The sequence below is a fragment of the Taylorella asinigenitalis MCE3 genome (genome assembly GCF_000226625.1).
Classification (GTDB): domain Bacteria; phylum Pseudomonadota; class Gammaproteobacteria; order Burkholderiales; family Burkholderiaceae_B; genus Taylorella; species Taylorella asinigenitalis.
On sequence record NC_016043.1, the window covers coordinates 1,520,408 to 1,536,334 of the forward strand.

At 38.6% G+C, this 15,927-nt stretch carries 14 protein-coding genes; 7 read left to right on the top strand and 7 right to left on the bottom strand.

The genetic code is table 11. The features are described from left to right. The first annotated feature begins 8 nt into the window (after positions 1-8). Positions 9-554 carry a Panacea domain-containing protein gene (locus tag TASI_RS07180; RefSeq protein ID WP_014112101.1) on the top strand — a complete coding sequence of 182 codons (546 nt, stop codon included), beginning with the start codon at positions 9-11 and terminating at the stop codon, positions 552-554. After that, on the top strand, positions 551-913 hold the full coding sequence (locus TASI_RS07185; RefSeq protein WP_014112102.1) for a hypothetical protein: 363 nt from the start codon (positions 551-553) through the stop codon (positions 911-913). Before TASI_RS07180 ends, TASI_RS07185 begins: the two co-directional genes overlap by 4 nt. 31 nt (positions 914-944) lie before the next feature. Here the strand turns inward: TASI_RS07185 and TASI_RS07190 are convergent, their stop codons facing one another. After that, the gene (locus tag TASI_RS07190; RefSeq protein ID WP_014112103.1) at positions 945-2,129 is read right to left on the bottom strand and encodes a deoxyguanosinetriphosphate triphosphohydrolase; all 1,185 of its coding nucleotides are present in this window, start codon (positions 2,127-2,129) and stop codon (positions 945-947) included. A gap of 50 nt (positions 2,130-2,179) precedes the next feature. Between TASI_RS07190 and TASI_RS07195 the strand changes: the two genes are divergently transcribed. Then, entirely contained in the window at positions 2,180-4,648 is a 2,469-nt protein-coding gene (locus TASI_RS07195) for a penicillin-binding protein 1A (RefSeq protein WP_014112104.1), read from the top strand. Positions 4,649-4,668: 20 nt separating this feature from the next. On the opposite strand, the gene lysA is transcribed toward TASI_RS07195, so the two are convergent. Further along, positions 4,669-5,949 (bottom strand): diaminopimelate decarboxylase, encoded by a 1,281-nt coding sequence (gene lysA, locus TASI_RS07200; RefSeq protein ID WP_081462464.1) that lies wholly within the window; start codon positions 5,947-5,949, stop codon positions 4,669-4,671. Positions 5,950-5,955: 6 nt separating this feature from the next. Beyond that, on the bottom strand, positions 5,956-6,189 hold the full coding sequence (locus tag TASI_RS07205) for a lipoprotein (RefSeq protein WP_014112106.1): 234 nt from the start codon (positions 6,187-6,189) through the stop codon (positions 5,956-5,958). 20 nt (positions 6,190-6,209) lie between these two features. On the opposite strand from TASI_RS07205, the gene cyaY reads away from it, so the two are divergent. After that, complete coding sequence (gene cyaY, locus TASI_RS07210) at positions 6,210-6,530, top strand: iron donor protein CyaY (RefSeq protein ID WP_014112107.1); 321 nt, start codon at positions 6,210-6,212, stop codon at positions 6,528-6,530. On the opposite strand, the gene ccsB is transcribed toward cyaY, so the two are convergent. From ccsB to TASI_RS07225, 3 genes are all read right to left on the bottom strand, one after another. After that, complete coding sequence (gene ccsB / locus TASI_RS07215) at positions 6,527-7,876, bottom strand: c-type cytochrome biogenesis protein CcsB (protein WP_014112108.1); 1,350 nt, start codon at positions 7,874-7,876, stop codon at positions 6,527-6,529. The genes cyaY and ccsB overlap by 4 nt on opposite strands. After that, complete coding sequence (locus tag TASI_RS07220; RefSeq protein WP_044978167.1) at positions 7,869-9,926, bottom strand: cytochrome c biogenesis protein ResB; 2,058 nt, start codon at positions 9,924-9,926, stop codon at positions 7,869-7,871. Before TASI_RS07220 ends, ccsB begins: the two co-directional genes overlap by 8 nt. Positions 9,927-10,008: 82 nt before the next feature. After that, positions 10,009-10,716 (bottom strand): c-type cytochrome, encoded by a 708-nt coding sequence (locus TASI_RS07225; RefSeq protein WP_014112110.1) that lies wholly within the window; start codon positions 10,714-10,716, stop codon positions 10,009-10,011. A 139-nt stretch (positions 10,717-10,855) separates the two neighbouring features. On the opposite strand from TASI_RS07225, the gene yihA reads away from it, so the two are divergent. The 3 genes from yihA to TASI_RS07240 all read left to right on the top strand — a co-directional run bounded on the left by yihA (position 10,856) and on the right by TASI_RS07240 (position 14,577). Next, the gene (gene yihA, locus TASI_RS07230; protein WP_014112111.1) at positions 10,856-11,476 is read left to right on the top strand and encodes a ribosome biogenesis GTP-binding protein YihA/YsxC; all 621 of its coding nucleotides are present in this window, start codon (positions 10,856-10,858) and stop codon (positions 11,474-11,476) included. 32 nt (positions 11,477-11,508) lie between these two features. Beyond that, positions 11,509-12,519 (top strand): porphobilinogen synthase, encoded by a 1,011-nt coding sequence (hemB, locus tag TASI_RS07235; protein ID WP_014112112.1) that lies wholly within the window; start codon positions 11,509-11,511, stop codon positions 12,517-12,519. Positions 12,520-12,633: 114 nt separating this feature from the next. Then, entirely contained in the window at positions 12,634-14,577 is a 1,944-nt protein-coding gene (locus TASI_RS07240) for a cytochrome c biogenesis protein CcdA (protein WP_014112113.1), read from the top strand. Between the two features lie 73 nt (positions 14,578-14,650). On the opposite strand, the gene TASI_RS07245 is transcribed toward TASI_RS07240, so the two are convergent. Next, complete coding sequence (locus tag TASI_RS07245; RefSeq protein WP_014112114.1) at positions 14,651-15,925, bottom strand: DUF2254 domain-containing protein; 1,275 nt, start codon at positions 15,923-15,925, stop codon at positions 14,651-14,653. Positions 15,926-15,927 lie beyond the last annotated feature (2 nt).

Below are 15,927 nucleotides of genomic sequence, written 5' to 3' on the forward strand. Positions count from 1 at the left end.
TTTTATATATGCTTAATGTCTTTGATGTTGCAGATTATTTCCTTAGTCCCGCTAATAATGAGGACTCGGAACTTATCACTCATCTTAAACTACAAAAACTTCTTTATTATGCTCAAGGTTACAGTCTTGCATTGCTAGATGAACCACTATTTCCAGAAGAAATTTTAAAATGGGAGCATGGTCCAGTTGTAGTTGAAATATGGAACACTTACAAAAAATATTTAGCCACACCCCTACCACAATCAATGTTTGAAGTTTTAAAATTCAGCGATAAACAACTCCATTTGTTGGAAAGGGTGAGAAAAGAAAAAGGGATGTATACAGCTTGGGCTCTTAGAGATATGACTCACAATGAAGCTCCTTGGCTTAATACAGGATATGATCAGATAATGCAAAAAGATTATTTAAAAGCTTATTTCAAATCTACTATCGAAAAGCCCGTTTTAACTTTTGATTTGGAACGCATTAAGAATTCAATTGAATCGGGATTTATCGAACTCCCTAAATTTGATGACATTGAAGAGGGATTGAAATATTTAGAAGAAACTACATGAAAGTATTCTTAAGTAATTTCTTTTTTAAAAATTTCTGTAATTTCCCTAAAGTCGATAAAGAAAAAATTATTAAGTTCATAATTCATGTCGAAAATTATGGATTGACAAACTTAGAAGGAAAACTTAAGAGGTCTGACGAAATTCCTAATGATCATCCCAACTGGCTTGAAATTATAACTTTTGTTCAAGAGTATAATCTATGGCACTATCACATAGGTATACCAGAGTATATTTATTCGGACAAGGGAAATACATCTAAATACTTATTGCATTTTTTAAGAGGAGAAAATTATATTAAGATAGTAGATATGAATGACCACCCTCCTTTTGCTCTACCTGATATTAACAGTTTTACATAATCAAAACTTAAACAAAAAACCAAGTTCTTTGTTAGTTCCCTACATTGAAAATCTTTTTATGTTCTTTGATTGCAAATCTGTCTGTCATCCCCGCCACATAATCCGTTACAGATAAAATCAATTCATCTCTAGATGATTTTTGGTAATCAGGTGGCAATAATCTCGGTTCCTCCATAAACACATCAAATAAATCTGTGATGATTTTCTGTGCTTTGAATGCCATTCTCCAGACCTTATAGTGCCTATAAAGATTAGTTAGCAAAAATTTTCTAAGCTCCGCCTCTTTTAAAGCCATATCAGGAGAGAACTCAACCAAAACTGGGGCTTTATATACATCTTCCAACGATTTAATATCGTGAGCAACAATATTTTTTCTTGTTTGCTCAACCAAATTCACGATTAAGGTATTAATCATGCGACGAGTAGTTTCCGATATGATGCGTCGTCCTTTGAGATTTGGATATTCTGCCATAACCACATCAAAATGTTCTTTAAATAGAACGACTTCCTGCAGTTGCTCAAGGTTTATAAGCCCAGATCGCACCCCGTCATCTATATCATGATTATTGTAGGCAATGCCATCGGCTACATTCGTTACTTGTGCCTCCAAACTTGGCCGCTTATTGCTTAAAAATCGCTCTGCAATATCCCCAAGTCGTAATGCATTTTTTCGAGAGCAATGCTTTAGTATTCCTGCACGTGTCTCAAAACTCAAATTAAGCCCTGGAAATTCCGCATACCTTTCTTCGAGCAAATCTACAATCCGCAAACTATGCATATTATGCTCAAATCCAAAACCGTCGGGGTCATATCGTTTAACGCAATCGTTTAAGGCATCTTGCCCTGCGTGACCAAATGGTGTGTGACCTAAATCGTGAGCAAGGGCTATGGATTCGACTAAATCTTCATTAAGATGCAGTTGTCTGGCAATGGCTCTGGCTATCTGTGCAACCTCTAATGTATGCGTCAGACGGGTTCTAAATAAGTCTCCTTCGTGATTAACAAAAACTTGCGTTTTATATTCAAGCCTACGAAAGGCTGTACTATGGGTTATACGATCCCTGTCTCTTTGAAACACGCTTCTTGCTGGATCAGAGGGTTCACTGTGAATTCGGCCTCGAGTTTCATCCTCTTTGGTCGCATATGAAGCGTGATATTGTGCACAAAAACTAGAAGTCATAAGCATTGCCATTTCAATAGGTTTAAATCTTAACATTTCACCATAGAAATGACTTAAAAATAATGCTTATAGGATAAAATTGCCATATGAGCAAAAAAGTAAATAGTACAACTAAGAAGCCCTCAAAAACCAATAAGAGTTCCTTCTTATCTCGATATATCCTTAAGCCCCTAGTATTTGTTGCGGGCTTAGGTTTATGTTTTCTTTTAATAGCCGTTCTAGCAATCAAGTTGACATGGTCATCATTGCCAGATTTAAGTGCTATGACGGAATATAAACCTAGACTACCGCTTTATGTATATTCTAGTGATGGCGTTCTATTAGGTGAATATGGGGACGAAAGACGTAATGTTTTGAATCTCCAAGAAATTCCTATGGTCATGCGTCAGGCGATTCTTGCAGCTGAAGATGATGGATTTTATAAGCATGGTGGTGTGGATTGGAAGTCCATGGGACGAGCAGTGCTTGCCAACCTTACTTCAGGAAGACATAGCCAAGGGGCCAGTACTATTACGATGCAGGTTGCACGTAATTTCTATTTATCTTCAGAAAAGAAACTCACTCGTAAGTTCTATGAGTTGTTATTGACCTACAAGATTGAGCAAACACTAACTAAAGATCAGATTCTTGAACTCTATATGAATCAGATTTATTTAGGTCACAGGTCATATGGATTCGCAGCTGCAGCTAGGACTTACTTTAATAAACCGCTTTCGGATGTAACTTTAGCCGAAGCGGCTGCACTTGCTACCATCCCCAAATCACCTTCTCGCACCAATCCTCGAACAAATCTTAAAGCCGTAAAAATCCGTCAAAAATATGTTCTTAGAAGGATGGAGGAACTTGGTTTTATAACGCAAGCAGAGATGGATGCTGCACTTAAAGAATCATTAATTCCGCAAGAGGTTGAAGTTGAACGCGATAAAAACTTCGCTCTATTTGGTCAATACGTTGCTGAAACTACAAGACAGTTGATCTATTCAATGTATGGAGAAAATACATATGGACGCGGCTTAAAAGTTGTGACCACAGTAAGTTCCGAGGATCAGAGAGCTGCTTATAGAGCTGTTCGCAATGGGGTTATGTCCTATACTCGTCGCAAACCTTATCCAGGTCCTGCTGGATACATAGAGCTTCCTAAAGATATAGAAAAAGATCAGGAAGCTATGGTTGAAATTCTAGAAAGAATGCACGAAAAATATCCAGATAACGATGAATTAGTTGGAGCTCTTGTACTGGAAGCAAGTCCGACTAAGGTAGTTGTTGTTCGTAACGAGGATGAGATAATTGAACTTCAAAAAGATCAATTAAAAACCGTACAAAGAGCTCTAAAACCTAATGCTAAAGATAATGTAAAAATTAAACGTGGTTCAGTAGTATATCTAGAACAGATTAAACTGAAGGATGAGTATGTATGGAGTATTATAAATTTACCGATTGTACAAGGCGCACTCATTGCCATGAACCCAAATAATGGGGCTATTAAAGCTATGATTGGCGGCTTTGATTTTACAAATGGTGGATTTAATAGGACCACTCAAGCATGGAGGCAGCCAGGGTCTACATTTAAACCATTTATTTATGCTGCTGGTATAGAGAAAGGACTTACACCTGAGTCTAATATATCGGATCAACCTTTTGTTTTATCCTCACGTCAAACAGGGGGCAAACCATGGACTCCGAAGAACTACGGGAATAACTATACTGTAAGCCAAACTGTACGCAGGGGCTTATATAAATCGAAAAACATGATTTCAATTCGAGTATTAAAAATAGCCGGTGCTGATTATGCTGCTGATTTTTTAACTCGCATGGGTTTTGATATGAAGAATCAACCTCCTAAAGGTGCATATCTAACTATGGCTTTGGGTGCTGGAAGTGTAACACCTCTTCAAATGGCCACTGGATATTCGATTTTCGCAAATGGTGGATTCCGCATTAATCCTTACCTTATCGATTATGTTGAAGATTTAAATGTTCAAGAAGACGAACCTGTAGTAATTATGCGAGCTCAGCCGATTAAAGCAGGAAATGAAGCGAATCGTGCAATTGATGCAAGGACAGCTTGGATTATGAATAATCTTCTTCATGGCGTTGCTACCTCTGGTACAGCTGCAAGGTCAACTGTACAGCTAAAACGTCGTGATTTGCACGGAAAAACTGGTACAACTAACCGTTCTGTGGATGCGTGGTTTGTTGGATATACCCCAGAGTTGGTAGGTGTTACATGGCTAGGTTTTGACCAACCAACTCCATTGGGTAATCGTGAGACTGGTGGTGGATTGGCTATGCCTATGTGGATTGAATTTATGAAAACTGCCCTAAAAGACATACCACAGGCTAAACCAGCTCCAAGACCTAAGGGAATTATTGCTTCAGGAGGTAATTACTATTTAACAGAGTATCCTCCAGGAAAAGCAATCGCAAATGTGGGAGTCGATGGCCTTCCTACTAACAACTTAACAGCACCAGTATTTACATCGATAAGTACAAGGCCTAAGGCACCAGATGCAATCGGTGACTTAATTAAGTCCATCACTCCAAACTCAAATTAGAGTTGTGCTTTAAGCCATATCTAAATAGTTTGTTCTAGACTCCATATGTCCTTAATGTTCTGAGCTTTGCGAATTTGATAAAGCTCAGAACCGTCAACCATATATTCGGCTAAAAATGGGCGAGAATTATAATTGCTGGCCATGGTCGTACCATAGGCACCCACAGACTCAATAGCAATTAGATCGCCCTCTTGAATGCTAAGATTTCTATCCTTAGCCAACCAATCACCTGTCTCACAAATTGGCCCTACAATATCGTAAGTATCAGTATCTCCATCCCGTTCTATCACAGGCAACACGCCATGAAAAGCTTCGTATAAGCTTGGCCTAATAAGATCGTTCATACCTGCATTAAGAATCACAAAATTCTTAAATTCAGTCTTTTTGATCACAATAACAGAAGCCACGAGAATCGCCGAATTAGCGACTAATGAGCGGCCTGGTTCCATAATTACTTGCATATCGCCCAATTCCGCTTCCCGCAGCTTTGAGTCGAGTGCCTGACGCAAATAGATAATATCTAGCGGCTTTTCATCCAAATATCGGATACCAAAGCCACCCCCGATATCGATATGTTTTAGCTCAATCCCTGCTTGCACAAGGGCTTTAATTAAATCAATCACGCGATCAACCGCATCAAGATACGGCTCAGTCTCTAAAATCTGTGAGCCAATATGACAATCAATACCAACAATCTCAAGAGAATCAAGAGTAGCCGCCCTTTTAAAAATATCTAAAGCCCTAGAAAATTCAATACCAAATTTATTTTCCTTAAGCCCTGTAGATATGTAGGGATGTGTTCTTGCATCGATATCTGGATTAACTCTGATTGAAACTTTAGCTTTAATACCCGCTTCCCTCCCTATGGTGGCAATGCGCTCGAGTTCGGACTCACTCTCTACATTAAAGCATTTAATACCACTCTCCAGTGCAAGTTTTATCTCCCAATCCTGTTTGCCCACTCCAGAGAATATAATTTTTTTCGGGTCGGCCCCTATCTCCAAACATCTTAATAATTCACCGCCCGATACAATATCGAATCCAGAACCCGCACGAGCAAAATACTGAAGTATTGCGAGATTAGAATTTGCCTTCACGGCATAGCAAATTAAAGTATTAGGATAATTTTTTGCAATACTGCCATATGCTGACCAAGCCTCATCTAATGCAGCTTTAGAATAAAGAACAAAAGGTGTTTGCACATTTTTTTTTGAAATTGTTTCTGAAACTGAAAGGTTTTCTACGTAAAGAAAACCGTTTTTGTAATGTATATGTGGAAATGAAATTGGAGATTGCAAAATAAATCCTTAATTTGTTGGTTTGCTTGTAGTTTGGATAGCTTTCGCTTCTTGTTTTTTCTTAGCCTCTAAACGACGAGCCTCTTTTCTAGCTTTGATTCTTGCATTTCTTTCTTTTACTTGTTGAAGCTCTTCATCAGTAGGAATTCGTAGATCAGTTTTATAGCCGCAAGCAGACAAAAACCCTAAAAGCATAATTGCTAAAACGGTCTTATTGATAGAGGATTTAGTAAAATTAAGCATCTTCAAAGTTTTAAATCAAAATGACGGAATCAGAATTTTTAATACAAGCAAATAATTATCTTACAAAAATCGAAACCTTAGCAGAAAAATGGATTGATGAAAATATAGATATAGACTGTTCTCGTCAAGGTAATGTTCTAACTCTTGATTTTAATGGACAACAAGTCGTTTTGAATATACAGACACCTATGAAAGAGTTGTGGATAGCTTCTAAGTCAGGTGCATACCATTACAAATTCGACGGTTTAAAATGGGTTAATACAAGAGAGGGAAAGAACGACTTAGATACTGAACTAACTGAAGTTTGCTCATCCCTCTCAGGCGTCAAGCTGACAGTTTAAAGCTGCCCGTAAGAGTGAAGTCCCGATAAGAATATATTCACTCCAATAAATGCAAAAGTAGTTATAACCAATCCGATTAATGCCCAATAAGCGGCTACTAATCCTCGCATACCCTTAATAAATCTTAAGTGAAGCCAAGTTGCGTAATTTAACCAAACAACTAATGCCCAAGTTTCTTTAGGGTCCCACTGCCAATATGTGCCCCAAGCATCAGCCGCCCAAAAGGCCCCTAATACTGTAGCGATAGTGAAGAATACAAATCCCACGGCAATCGACTTATACATAATATCGTCTAGCACTTCAAAAGAAGGCAATTTGCGTGCAAGTCTTTTGCGAATCATAAGTATGCCTGCAACAAGCACTAAACTTATTGCAAAATAGACTAGCCAAAATATTGAAATTTTGCCGCGATTACCGAATATAAATACTTCTGCCACTAACATAGCACCTACTATTAATACAGGCAGTAATGACTTCCACGAAGTTGTATTTTCGTGATGCTTCACTATATAGGCAAACCCAACCATAGCTGCAAGTGCAAAGGTGCCATAACCAACAAAATTTGCAGGGACATGTAGTTTCATCCACCAGCTATCGAGTGCATTATTTAGAGGGCGAATAACTGCCGCATCGCGTTCAAACGTATACCATAACAAGAAAATAACTGCGGCTGAAACGACCAACATAACAAAGCCACCAAGTGACCTAGTTTGATATCGTCTTTCGTAGAATAGATAAAAAAGAGTAGTAATTAAAGCAAATAGAATAAATACTTCATAAAGATTAGATACTGGAATATGGCCTAACTCATAGGCAATCAAATGCCCCTCACGCCATCGAACCAATAACCCAGAAAAACCAAGACCTATACCTAGCCATGTAAATAGGCTGCCCATCCAGCTTAAACGTTCCACAAAATAACCAAGCCAGTATGAGACTGTGGCAATGATAAACATCGCACTCATCCAAAGTATGGATGATTGCGAAGATAATAAGTATTTAAGCCAAAATTTCTGGTCCCCATTTGCGATATTACCGTCGTACATTCCAATGGCTAATAAAGCCATAGATCCAGATATAAGGGCAACTTTTCTAATAGCTGGCCAATACCAACCTAGTGCAGATAATACTATAACCATACCGACCAATATCCACTTCTCGTAAATATTCATAGAATCTGGCCAATACATTAATAGATATGCAGCTCCTGCGGCTAACAATAAGAAAAATGCAATATCCCACAGCGTAATGCCTCGTGATGAAGTCTTTTCTTTTAATTTAATTTTTTTCTGTACGGTCCATTTATCAGAATTTAATGGAACTTTAGTTTGAATAGTGCTAGACATGTGAATCCGTCCTCGCTAACTCTTTAAAATCATTTTTAAATTCCTCGAAATCTTCATGGAAATCGAGCGTGTTTTTCTTACTGTTCATGGCGGCTTCAAGATGCACTCCACCATCTTGTAGAGGTGTCATCCACACCCAGATTCTACGTTCAGTGATATAGGTCATCAGATAAATACCAAACATTAAGAATACACATCCTAAGTATACAATCCATTTACCTGGTGAACGAGTAGCTTGTAACACCGAAGCTTGAATATGGTTATATTCTTTAATTTGAAAGGCAATAGGTGAAGGGTAGAAACTTAAATCTGAAATCGCTTTAATAGCTGTATCAAACCATAATGCAGATTTTTTATAAGCTTCTTGGTCTAACTTATCGTACTCAATTTTAGGCATTCCAATTCTTTCACGCACAAGTGTACGCAATTCAACAGAAGCAAAAATTAAATACTCTGCTATTATTTGTTTCATAGGCTCTCGAATTCTTTCAGGAATTCTCTCGGCTTCTGGTATCCCTACTCCGTTAACGAAATCTTCCACCCCTTTAAACCCATTTTCGGAGAATACTTTAAGAGCTCTCTCTGCAAGGGTGGCAATGGCCGCCTTCTCTAATCTATCATCTTTTACCTTATTGCTATATGCTCGAGCAGCTCTAGCTCTTAAAGCTGCATCACTAAAAGCAGCCCTAAAAGCTTGGAATTCATCTAAAGAAATATTTTCGTCTGCAGGAATGCGAATATACCTAAATCCAGGTTGTCCTGGATATTCGACACCAAATAAATAAATTAATTGCTCATCTAACTCAATAGGAAGCATGTAATTTTGGTATTTGATGGACTGATTGCTTTTATCAGTAAGTGTGTATTTAACAAGAGGGCCTACATTCCTCTGATTTGCAGCATTTTTATCTTGAGCCGCACCAGTTACATCGAGAATTCTTTCTTGAAAAGATTTCTCTTTAGCCATGCTATTTGTATCGTTAATATTCTCTACATTTATAGGTCGAAAATCATCAACAGTTAATTTATAAACCCTATCTTCGCCCTTAAAGGAAAATTTGATTTCTGAAGATTTTCCTACAAATGTTTTAAGCTCAAATGGCTCGTTAGTATTACCTTTTAGAGGAACACCAGTAAGTGTTAATTTAGAGCCACCATCATGAAAACTTGATTGATATAAAGTAATTCCATGAATAGTGTAAGGGTGATTTACTTCAACGATTTTATTGATAATCTTATCGTTATTTAAGTGATCAGTAATGGTTATGTCACTAGCAAATCGTTTAGGCATACCATTTGTTTCGTAGTACTCAATAATAAATTTATTAAGTTTTACAGTAAATGGTAATCTTTGAAGATAAAACCCATCATCAAGTTGAAGCATGGCATTATTTGCTGAAGCCCCTTCAGAGATTGAAATATTTCCTCTAAATGATGGATTTCTAGAATTAAATATTGAGGCTTCAGGAACATCAGATACAAACCTAAGCTCTGAACTAATGGGGTGCTTATTATATAGATTTATTAAAATTCTATTTGGTATATCACTATCAAGAAGCCCACCAATACAAATAACAATAATTGATAGATGGGCAAATAAATAACCCAATCTACTATAACTACCTTTACGTGCAGCTAAAAGAGTAGTTCCATCTTGGTCTTTTACTTTGAATTTAAAGGAATGATTCTTAAGCCAAGCAGACACCATTTCTTGAAGTTCAGCTTGTTTAAAATCGGATTTAATATCAACTTTGTGCTTAAAGGCCCGCATACTTGTCTTTTTGACATACTCTTTGAAGGAGCGGACATCCTTCATAATCTTAGGAGTAGTTCTGATTACACAAAGAGTAGTAGAAATGACCAAAAAGGCCATTATTACTGTAAACCACGTGGTATCGTATATTTGAGAAACACCAAATTTCTCAAAGACTTGGGCCCAAAAAACGCCGAAAAGATCAATATAGAAAATCTCTTCACGGTTTTGCTCAATTAGAGTACCTATAGCACTTGCTATACAGATAACAACTAAGAAAGCAACTGCAAATCTCATAGAGCCTAATAGCTCTATGATATCGCCCCTTAAATTGCGTTTTTTCTTTGGTGTATGAGAGTGTGACAAATTAAAAATTTAACTATCTAAGACCAGCTGCATAGTCAGCCACTGCTTTCATGTCAGCAATACTCATACGATTAGCGATAGTACCCATCATATTTTCGGTACCACCATTATTTCGGTAACCATCAGCGAATGCACGCAACTGACCATATAAATATTCTGGATGTTGCCCAGCTAAAAATGGATATTGCTCTGGCATACCTTTACCAGAAACCCCATGACATGCGGCACATGCAGGAACACCTCTTTCAGGGATACCAGCTCGCCAAATTTCACGACCTCTATGAACAAATTCAAGATCCCCAGCATTTTGAGATTTTGCCGGACCTGTTAATTTCAAACCTGACACATAAGCAGCAATATCCGCCCTATCTTGAGGAGTAAGAGCTGGTGCAACAGCCATCATAACCATAGAGTTAGTAAAACCCTCGTAGTTATTACGGTGCTTTTGAGGGCCTTCTGGAGTAAGGTCAAGATTGTTTAACTGAGCAACAATATACCCAGCAGGATGACCAGCTAAGGAAGGTTGAGTTGCAATCACACTATTACCGCCCTCTCCATGGCATGAGAAGCAAGGGATAACACCACGATTCACGTCTCCTTGAGTAAATAAGAGTTCACCGCGTTTAGGGTCAGGTGTGATAGTAGCATCTTGAGCTAGTGCAGTCTGCGTACAGGTAGCAAATGCAAATGCTATGCCGAGACCTTTTAATAATTTTTTCATTGATAAAACCTCAACCTACATAATATATGGGCTATATTTTACAAAAATTCATAAAAAAATATTAGGTCACAATGTATTAATATGTTAATTATCTCTATAACAGTAAAATAGTTATCCTAGAAATTAATAAGAGGTTTTAGTGTCACTATTACACAAAGCTAAGTTTTTTGTATCAGCTTCACAATTAAAGCAGCTTCCAGAGCCATCAGTTCCTGAAGTTTGCTTTGTTGGACGTTCGAATGTCGGAAAATCCTCCGCAATTAATGTTTTATGTAATCAAAAGAAACTTGCCTATGCCTCTAAAACCCCAGGTCGCACTAGACTTATAAACCTATTTGGAATACCAAGCTCGGAAGATCCAGATCAGGCCTCTGCATTTTTAGTTGACCTTCCTGGGTATGGATACGCTTCCGTAGCCCAAAATACTAAGGAAGAATGGGCTGAGACCTTAGGAAGTTATTTAAGAACTCGCTCTTCATTAGCGGCTGTCGTGCTTTTAATAGATATTCGTAGAGGATTAACAACATTAGACAAAATGCTAATTGATTGGATTGCACCTTATGAAATCCCACTTTTAGTTTTACTTACGAAAGCAGATAAACTTCCATATGGGCAGAGAAAAACAACTACATTTGCAATTAGTAAGTCAATTAAACAAATAAAAAATTTAACAGTTATTCCCTTCTCATCTACAGAACGTTTAGGAATTGAAGAAGCGGACGAAGCAATTTTGAATTATTTAGGTCTTTCAAAGGATTAAAATTAAAATAAATTATTTTTACCTAGAAGACCATGTATTCATTATTGCCACCAAAATATCCAACTCAAAGACTTCGTCGCAACCGTAAAGACGGATTCTCACGTCGCCTTGTACAGGAAAATCACTTAAATGCTAGCGATTTTATTTATCCTGTATTTGTTCAAGATTCGCAGAAAGAGCCAGTGGCAGTGGAATCATTGCCAGGTGTAGTAAGGCATAGTTTAGAGAGCCTACTGCCTGTTGCGGAAGAATGTGTGAAGCTGGGTATACCAGTGATGGCCCTATTTCCAGCTATTGAATCGGATCTAAAAACCCCAGATGGTATTGAAGCTTGTAATCCAGATGGCTTGATTCCTACCGTTGTTTCTCGTTTAAAGAAAGAATTTCCCGACTTAGGCATATTGTGTGATGTAGCCCTTGACCCTTACACCAGTCATGGGCAGGACGGTATCATCGACGAAAATGGCTATGTTTTAAATGATGAAACCATAGAGGTGCTTCGTAAACAGGCACTAACACAAGCTCAAGCAGGCGCAGATTATGTAGCACCTAGTGATATGATGGATGGACGCATTGGACAGGTACGTGAAATACTAGACTCAAACGACCTTATTTATACCAAAATAATGGCCTATTCCGCTAAGTACGCAAGTTCTTTTTATGGACCATTCCGCGATGCTGTTGGATCTGCAAGCAATCTTGGTAAATCAAATAAATATACATACCAAATCGATCCAGCAAACAGACTTGAAGCCTTTCATGAAGTCGCAGCCGATATACAAGAAGGGGCAGACCTAGTTATGGTTAAGCCTGGCCTACCCTACTTAGATATTCTTCGCGAAGTTAAAGATATGTTTGCTAAGCCTACATTTGCTTATCAGGTCAGCGGCGAATATTGCATGTTAAAAGCTGCTGCTGCAAATGGTTGGATTAATCATGACGCCGTTATGATGGAATCTTTGCTCTGCTTTAAGCGCGCAGGGGCCGATGGAATCCTTACATATAGTGCGATTGAGGCCGCAAGGCTCTTGAAAAATATTTAATTTGTAAGCAACTAGTATCCGTTTGTAAAATTCAATTCAATTTATTTATAGTGTTTTAGTATCAGATAAATTTTTACGATAATAGTTGCATTTAAAATCCGTATTTATTAATTTATGAGAAAAATTTTTCGTTTATTTTTATTTGCTTTTTTAGTTATTGGCTTTAACTTTCAATTTGGCAATGATGCCGTTGCCCAAAAGTCATTGCTTTCAAGTCCTGGTCTAAATTCTCAAGAAGAATTTTTAGAACCAAATCAAGCATTTAAATTAGATGCAAGTATCGTAGACGGAAAAGAACTCAGACTATTTTTTGAAATCGCACAGAATTACTACATGTACAGAGAGCAATTTGAGTTCTCTGTAATTAGAAACGGAAAATACGTAGAGAAGCTTACTCCTTCAAAAATTCCAGAAGGTGTCATTAAATTCGACCCAACTTTCAACAAGGATCTAGAGGTATATCACGATAATGTTGAGATTAGGTTCGCATTGCCACCTCAAGGAGAAGCATTTACGCTAGAGGCACGCTCTCAAGGATGTGCAGAGGCTGGATTGTGCTACCCACCTGCTTATTTTCACGTACCAATTGTTCCTATGAAAGATGGATATGAGATTACATTGCCAAAAAGAAAAGAGATTAAAGGGCAAGTAGAATCGCCTGAAGCATTGTACGAGAGTCGGGCTGGGAAGACTTGGTATGAAGTGCCTATGAGTGAGGAATCGTGGGAGGATTCAAATGGTGCTACGGGAGCTAGTTCTGATAGTGGCGGTTCTGGCGGTTCTGGTGCGTCTGATGGGTCGGATAACGCAAGCTCAAGTGGCTCTAGTGGTGCGTTTTCCTTCGGAGCATTATTTGAAAACAATGACATTGCCATAGCGGATTTTTTGCAAAACAATAACATTGCCATCATGGTATTGGGGGCGTTCTTTTTAGGCGTTTTACTATCATTTACTCCGTGTGTTCTACCTATGCTTCCAATATTACTTTCTGTTTTAGTTGGGCATCAGGGCGGGCGTTCAATGGTCATGGCTGGAGCTGGTGCGGGTGCTGGAACTGGTGCGGGAGGCGTTTCTGCATCTAGGGTTGCGGACTCTACATATGAGAAAAAAAGGTCAGCAGGCAGTCTACGACTTACGCTTTTTTATGTGCTTGGCACTAGTATCGTTTATACAATTTTAGGTGTGCTAGCTGCGAGCATCGGTGCGAGCCTCTCTAATTGGATTCAAAATCCATGGGTGGTAGCGGTTTTTGCATTATTTTTAGTGGCGTTTGCATTATCAATGTTCGGTGTTTTTACCTTTCAAATGCCAAGCTCGATTCAGACCAAACTAACGGTTTTGCAAAACAAACTGCCTGCGGGAAGTGGTGTTGGAGCCATGGTCATGGGTATGATTTCGGCCTTGATTGCGGGACCTTGTGTGGCGGCTCCATTGGCAGGGGTGTTGCTTTTTATTTCGCAAACAGGGAATGTGGCTCTTGGTGCACTAATTCTTTTTGTTCTGGCATGGGGCCAAGGAACATCGTTGATATTGGTGGGTAGTAGCTCCCATGCCCTGCTTCCAAAAGCTGGTAAATGGATGGAAAAGGTAAAAACCGCATGCGGCATACTATTATTGGCCGCAGCGGTTTGGATGATATGGCCAGTAGTGGGGAATTTATTTGGTGATTCTCGCGAGGGGGGTTCAGGTTCTGCTCTGAATTTCGTTAAGGTGGAGCGAATTGAGGAATTTGAGTCTCAGTTGAAGGGTGCGGTGGCTGATGGGAAGCCTACGATGCTTTATATCTCAGCTGAATGGTGCATCTCTTGCCGTGAGCTGAAACACTTCACCTTTTCCGATTCTAAGGTTCAGGAAGAATTAAGTAAGTTTAAGGTTGTGGAAGCGGATGTGACCACGAACAAAGCCTATCACAGAGATCTGCTTAAAAATTTCAAATTATTTGGACCACCAGGACTGATTTTCTTTGATAAAGAAGGCAATCAAAGCAAATTGAGAATTGTTGGATTTGAAGGGCCAGAAGATTTTGTTAAAGAAATAAAGTCTTCAAATTTGTATTAGCTTTTTAGGATTCTCTTCTTATTTAAGTTGGGTATAGGTTTTCGCTTATATCCAACTTAATTTTTATTAACCTTTATATATCTTTTTGTTTTACAGAATTCCTATCTTCGCCAAAAAGTTCCTCGTGTTTATCGACTATTTTTAAATAATCCTCTTTATATACACAAGCAGCTTCATGTCTCTCAAGGGCTTCTTCAGCCAGTTTACGAGCTTGTTGAACAATAGCTGGATTTGGCGAATTTCTAGAAATACCAGCAAGTATTTTTTGCGTTACGATTCCGACCTCAAGACTACTTGCACCATCCCTTAAAATTGGAAGCATAAATTCACTAATCCATTCCCCTGCATCTGTTGGAGGCATATAAATGCGGTCGTATTTGCATTCTTCTTGCTCTGGCAATGGTTCCACGACCAAAGCCATCATGTTATGCATCGCTTGAATCGCAGTTCCCTGATCATTTATCCCTGATGACAATGCCTTAGCCGCAACCTCCGACAACACCACAAATCCCCAACCTGGGTCTTGTTTGTAATTGCGTTTTTTATCGACAAGAATAGTGGATTTAAGCTGATCTCTAAGCTCAGTCTCTAAATCCTTATTTACTCTCATAATCGGAGTGTCTTGAAATACTAAATCACCTGGCCTTGTAAGAATTTCAATATAAATATCCAAATCTTCAGCAAGTTTGTTTAAACCAGCCATATTGATATTTACAACAAATCCCGCTTCTTTCATATACACTGTCACGGGCTCAATACCGTTCCACTCCAAATTCCAACACGCACCCAATGTTGGATTTTTATAGTGCTCCGTTAGAGAAATTTTCGTATGGTCATGGATTTTTTTAATCGTATTTTCCATACGACCTAGCTCTGAAAGAGTACGTACCCACATAATCAATCGCACTACCACATGCAAAACCATAAGCAATGAGCTTATAAATAGAATAAATAAGCCGTTTGGTGAGTAATACCCGATGCCTAACGCAATTTTTGCGATTATGGCATAAATAAACGCCGCAATAAAGGTGGCAATGGTCCTGCGTGTGTTATCGTCCCCCATCACAAGTTCCGTAGCCCTTGGGGTAGCAGCACTTGAAGCAGAAGCTGCCGCAGAAACCATAATAGATAAGGAGAACGTACTAACTGCAAGCATGCTACTTGCAAGAATGTCGATTAATCCATTAACCGTTTCTAATTTTATGGTCGGTAAGAAATCCTGAGGAATCAATCCCCCAAAATAATCGGCCAAAAGCACCCATAGAACAGCAAATAGCCCCCACCCTGCAGGTTCAATCCATAACCTATTACTAGGTCGGTTAAGAATTAATAAAAATCGTTGAAACATAA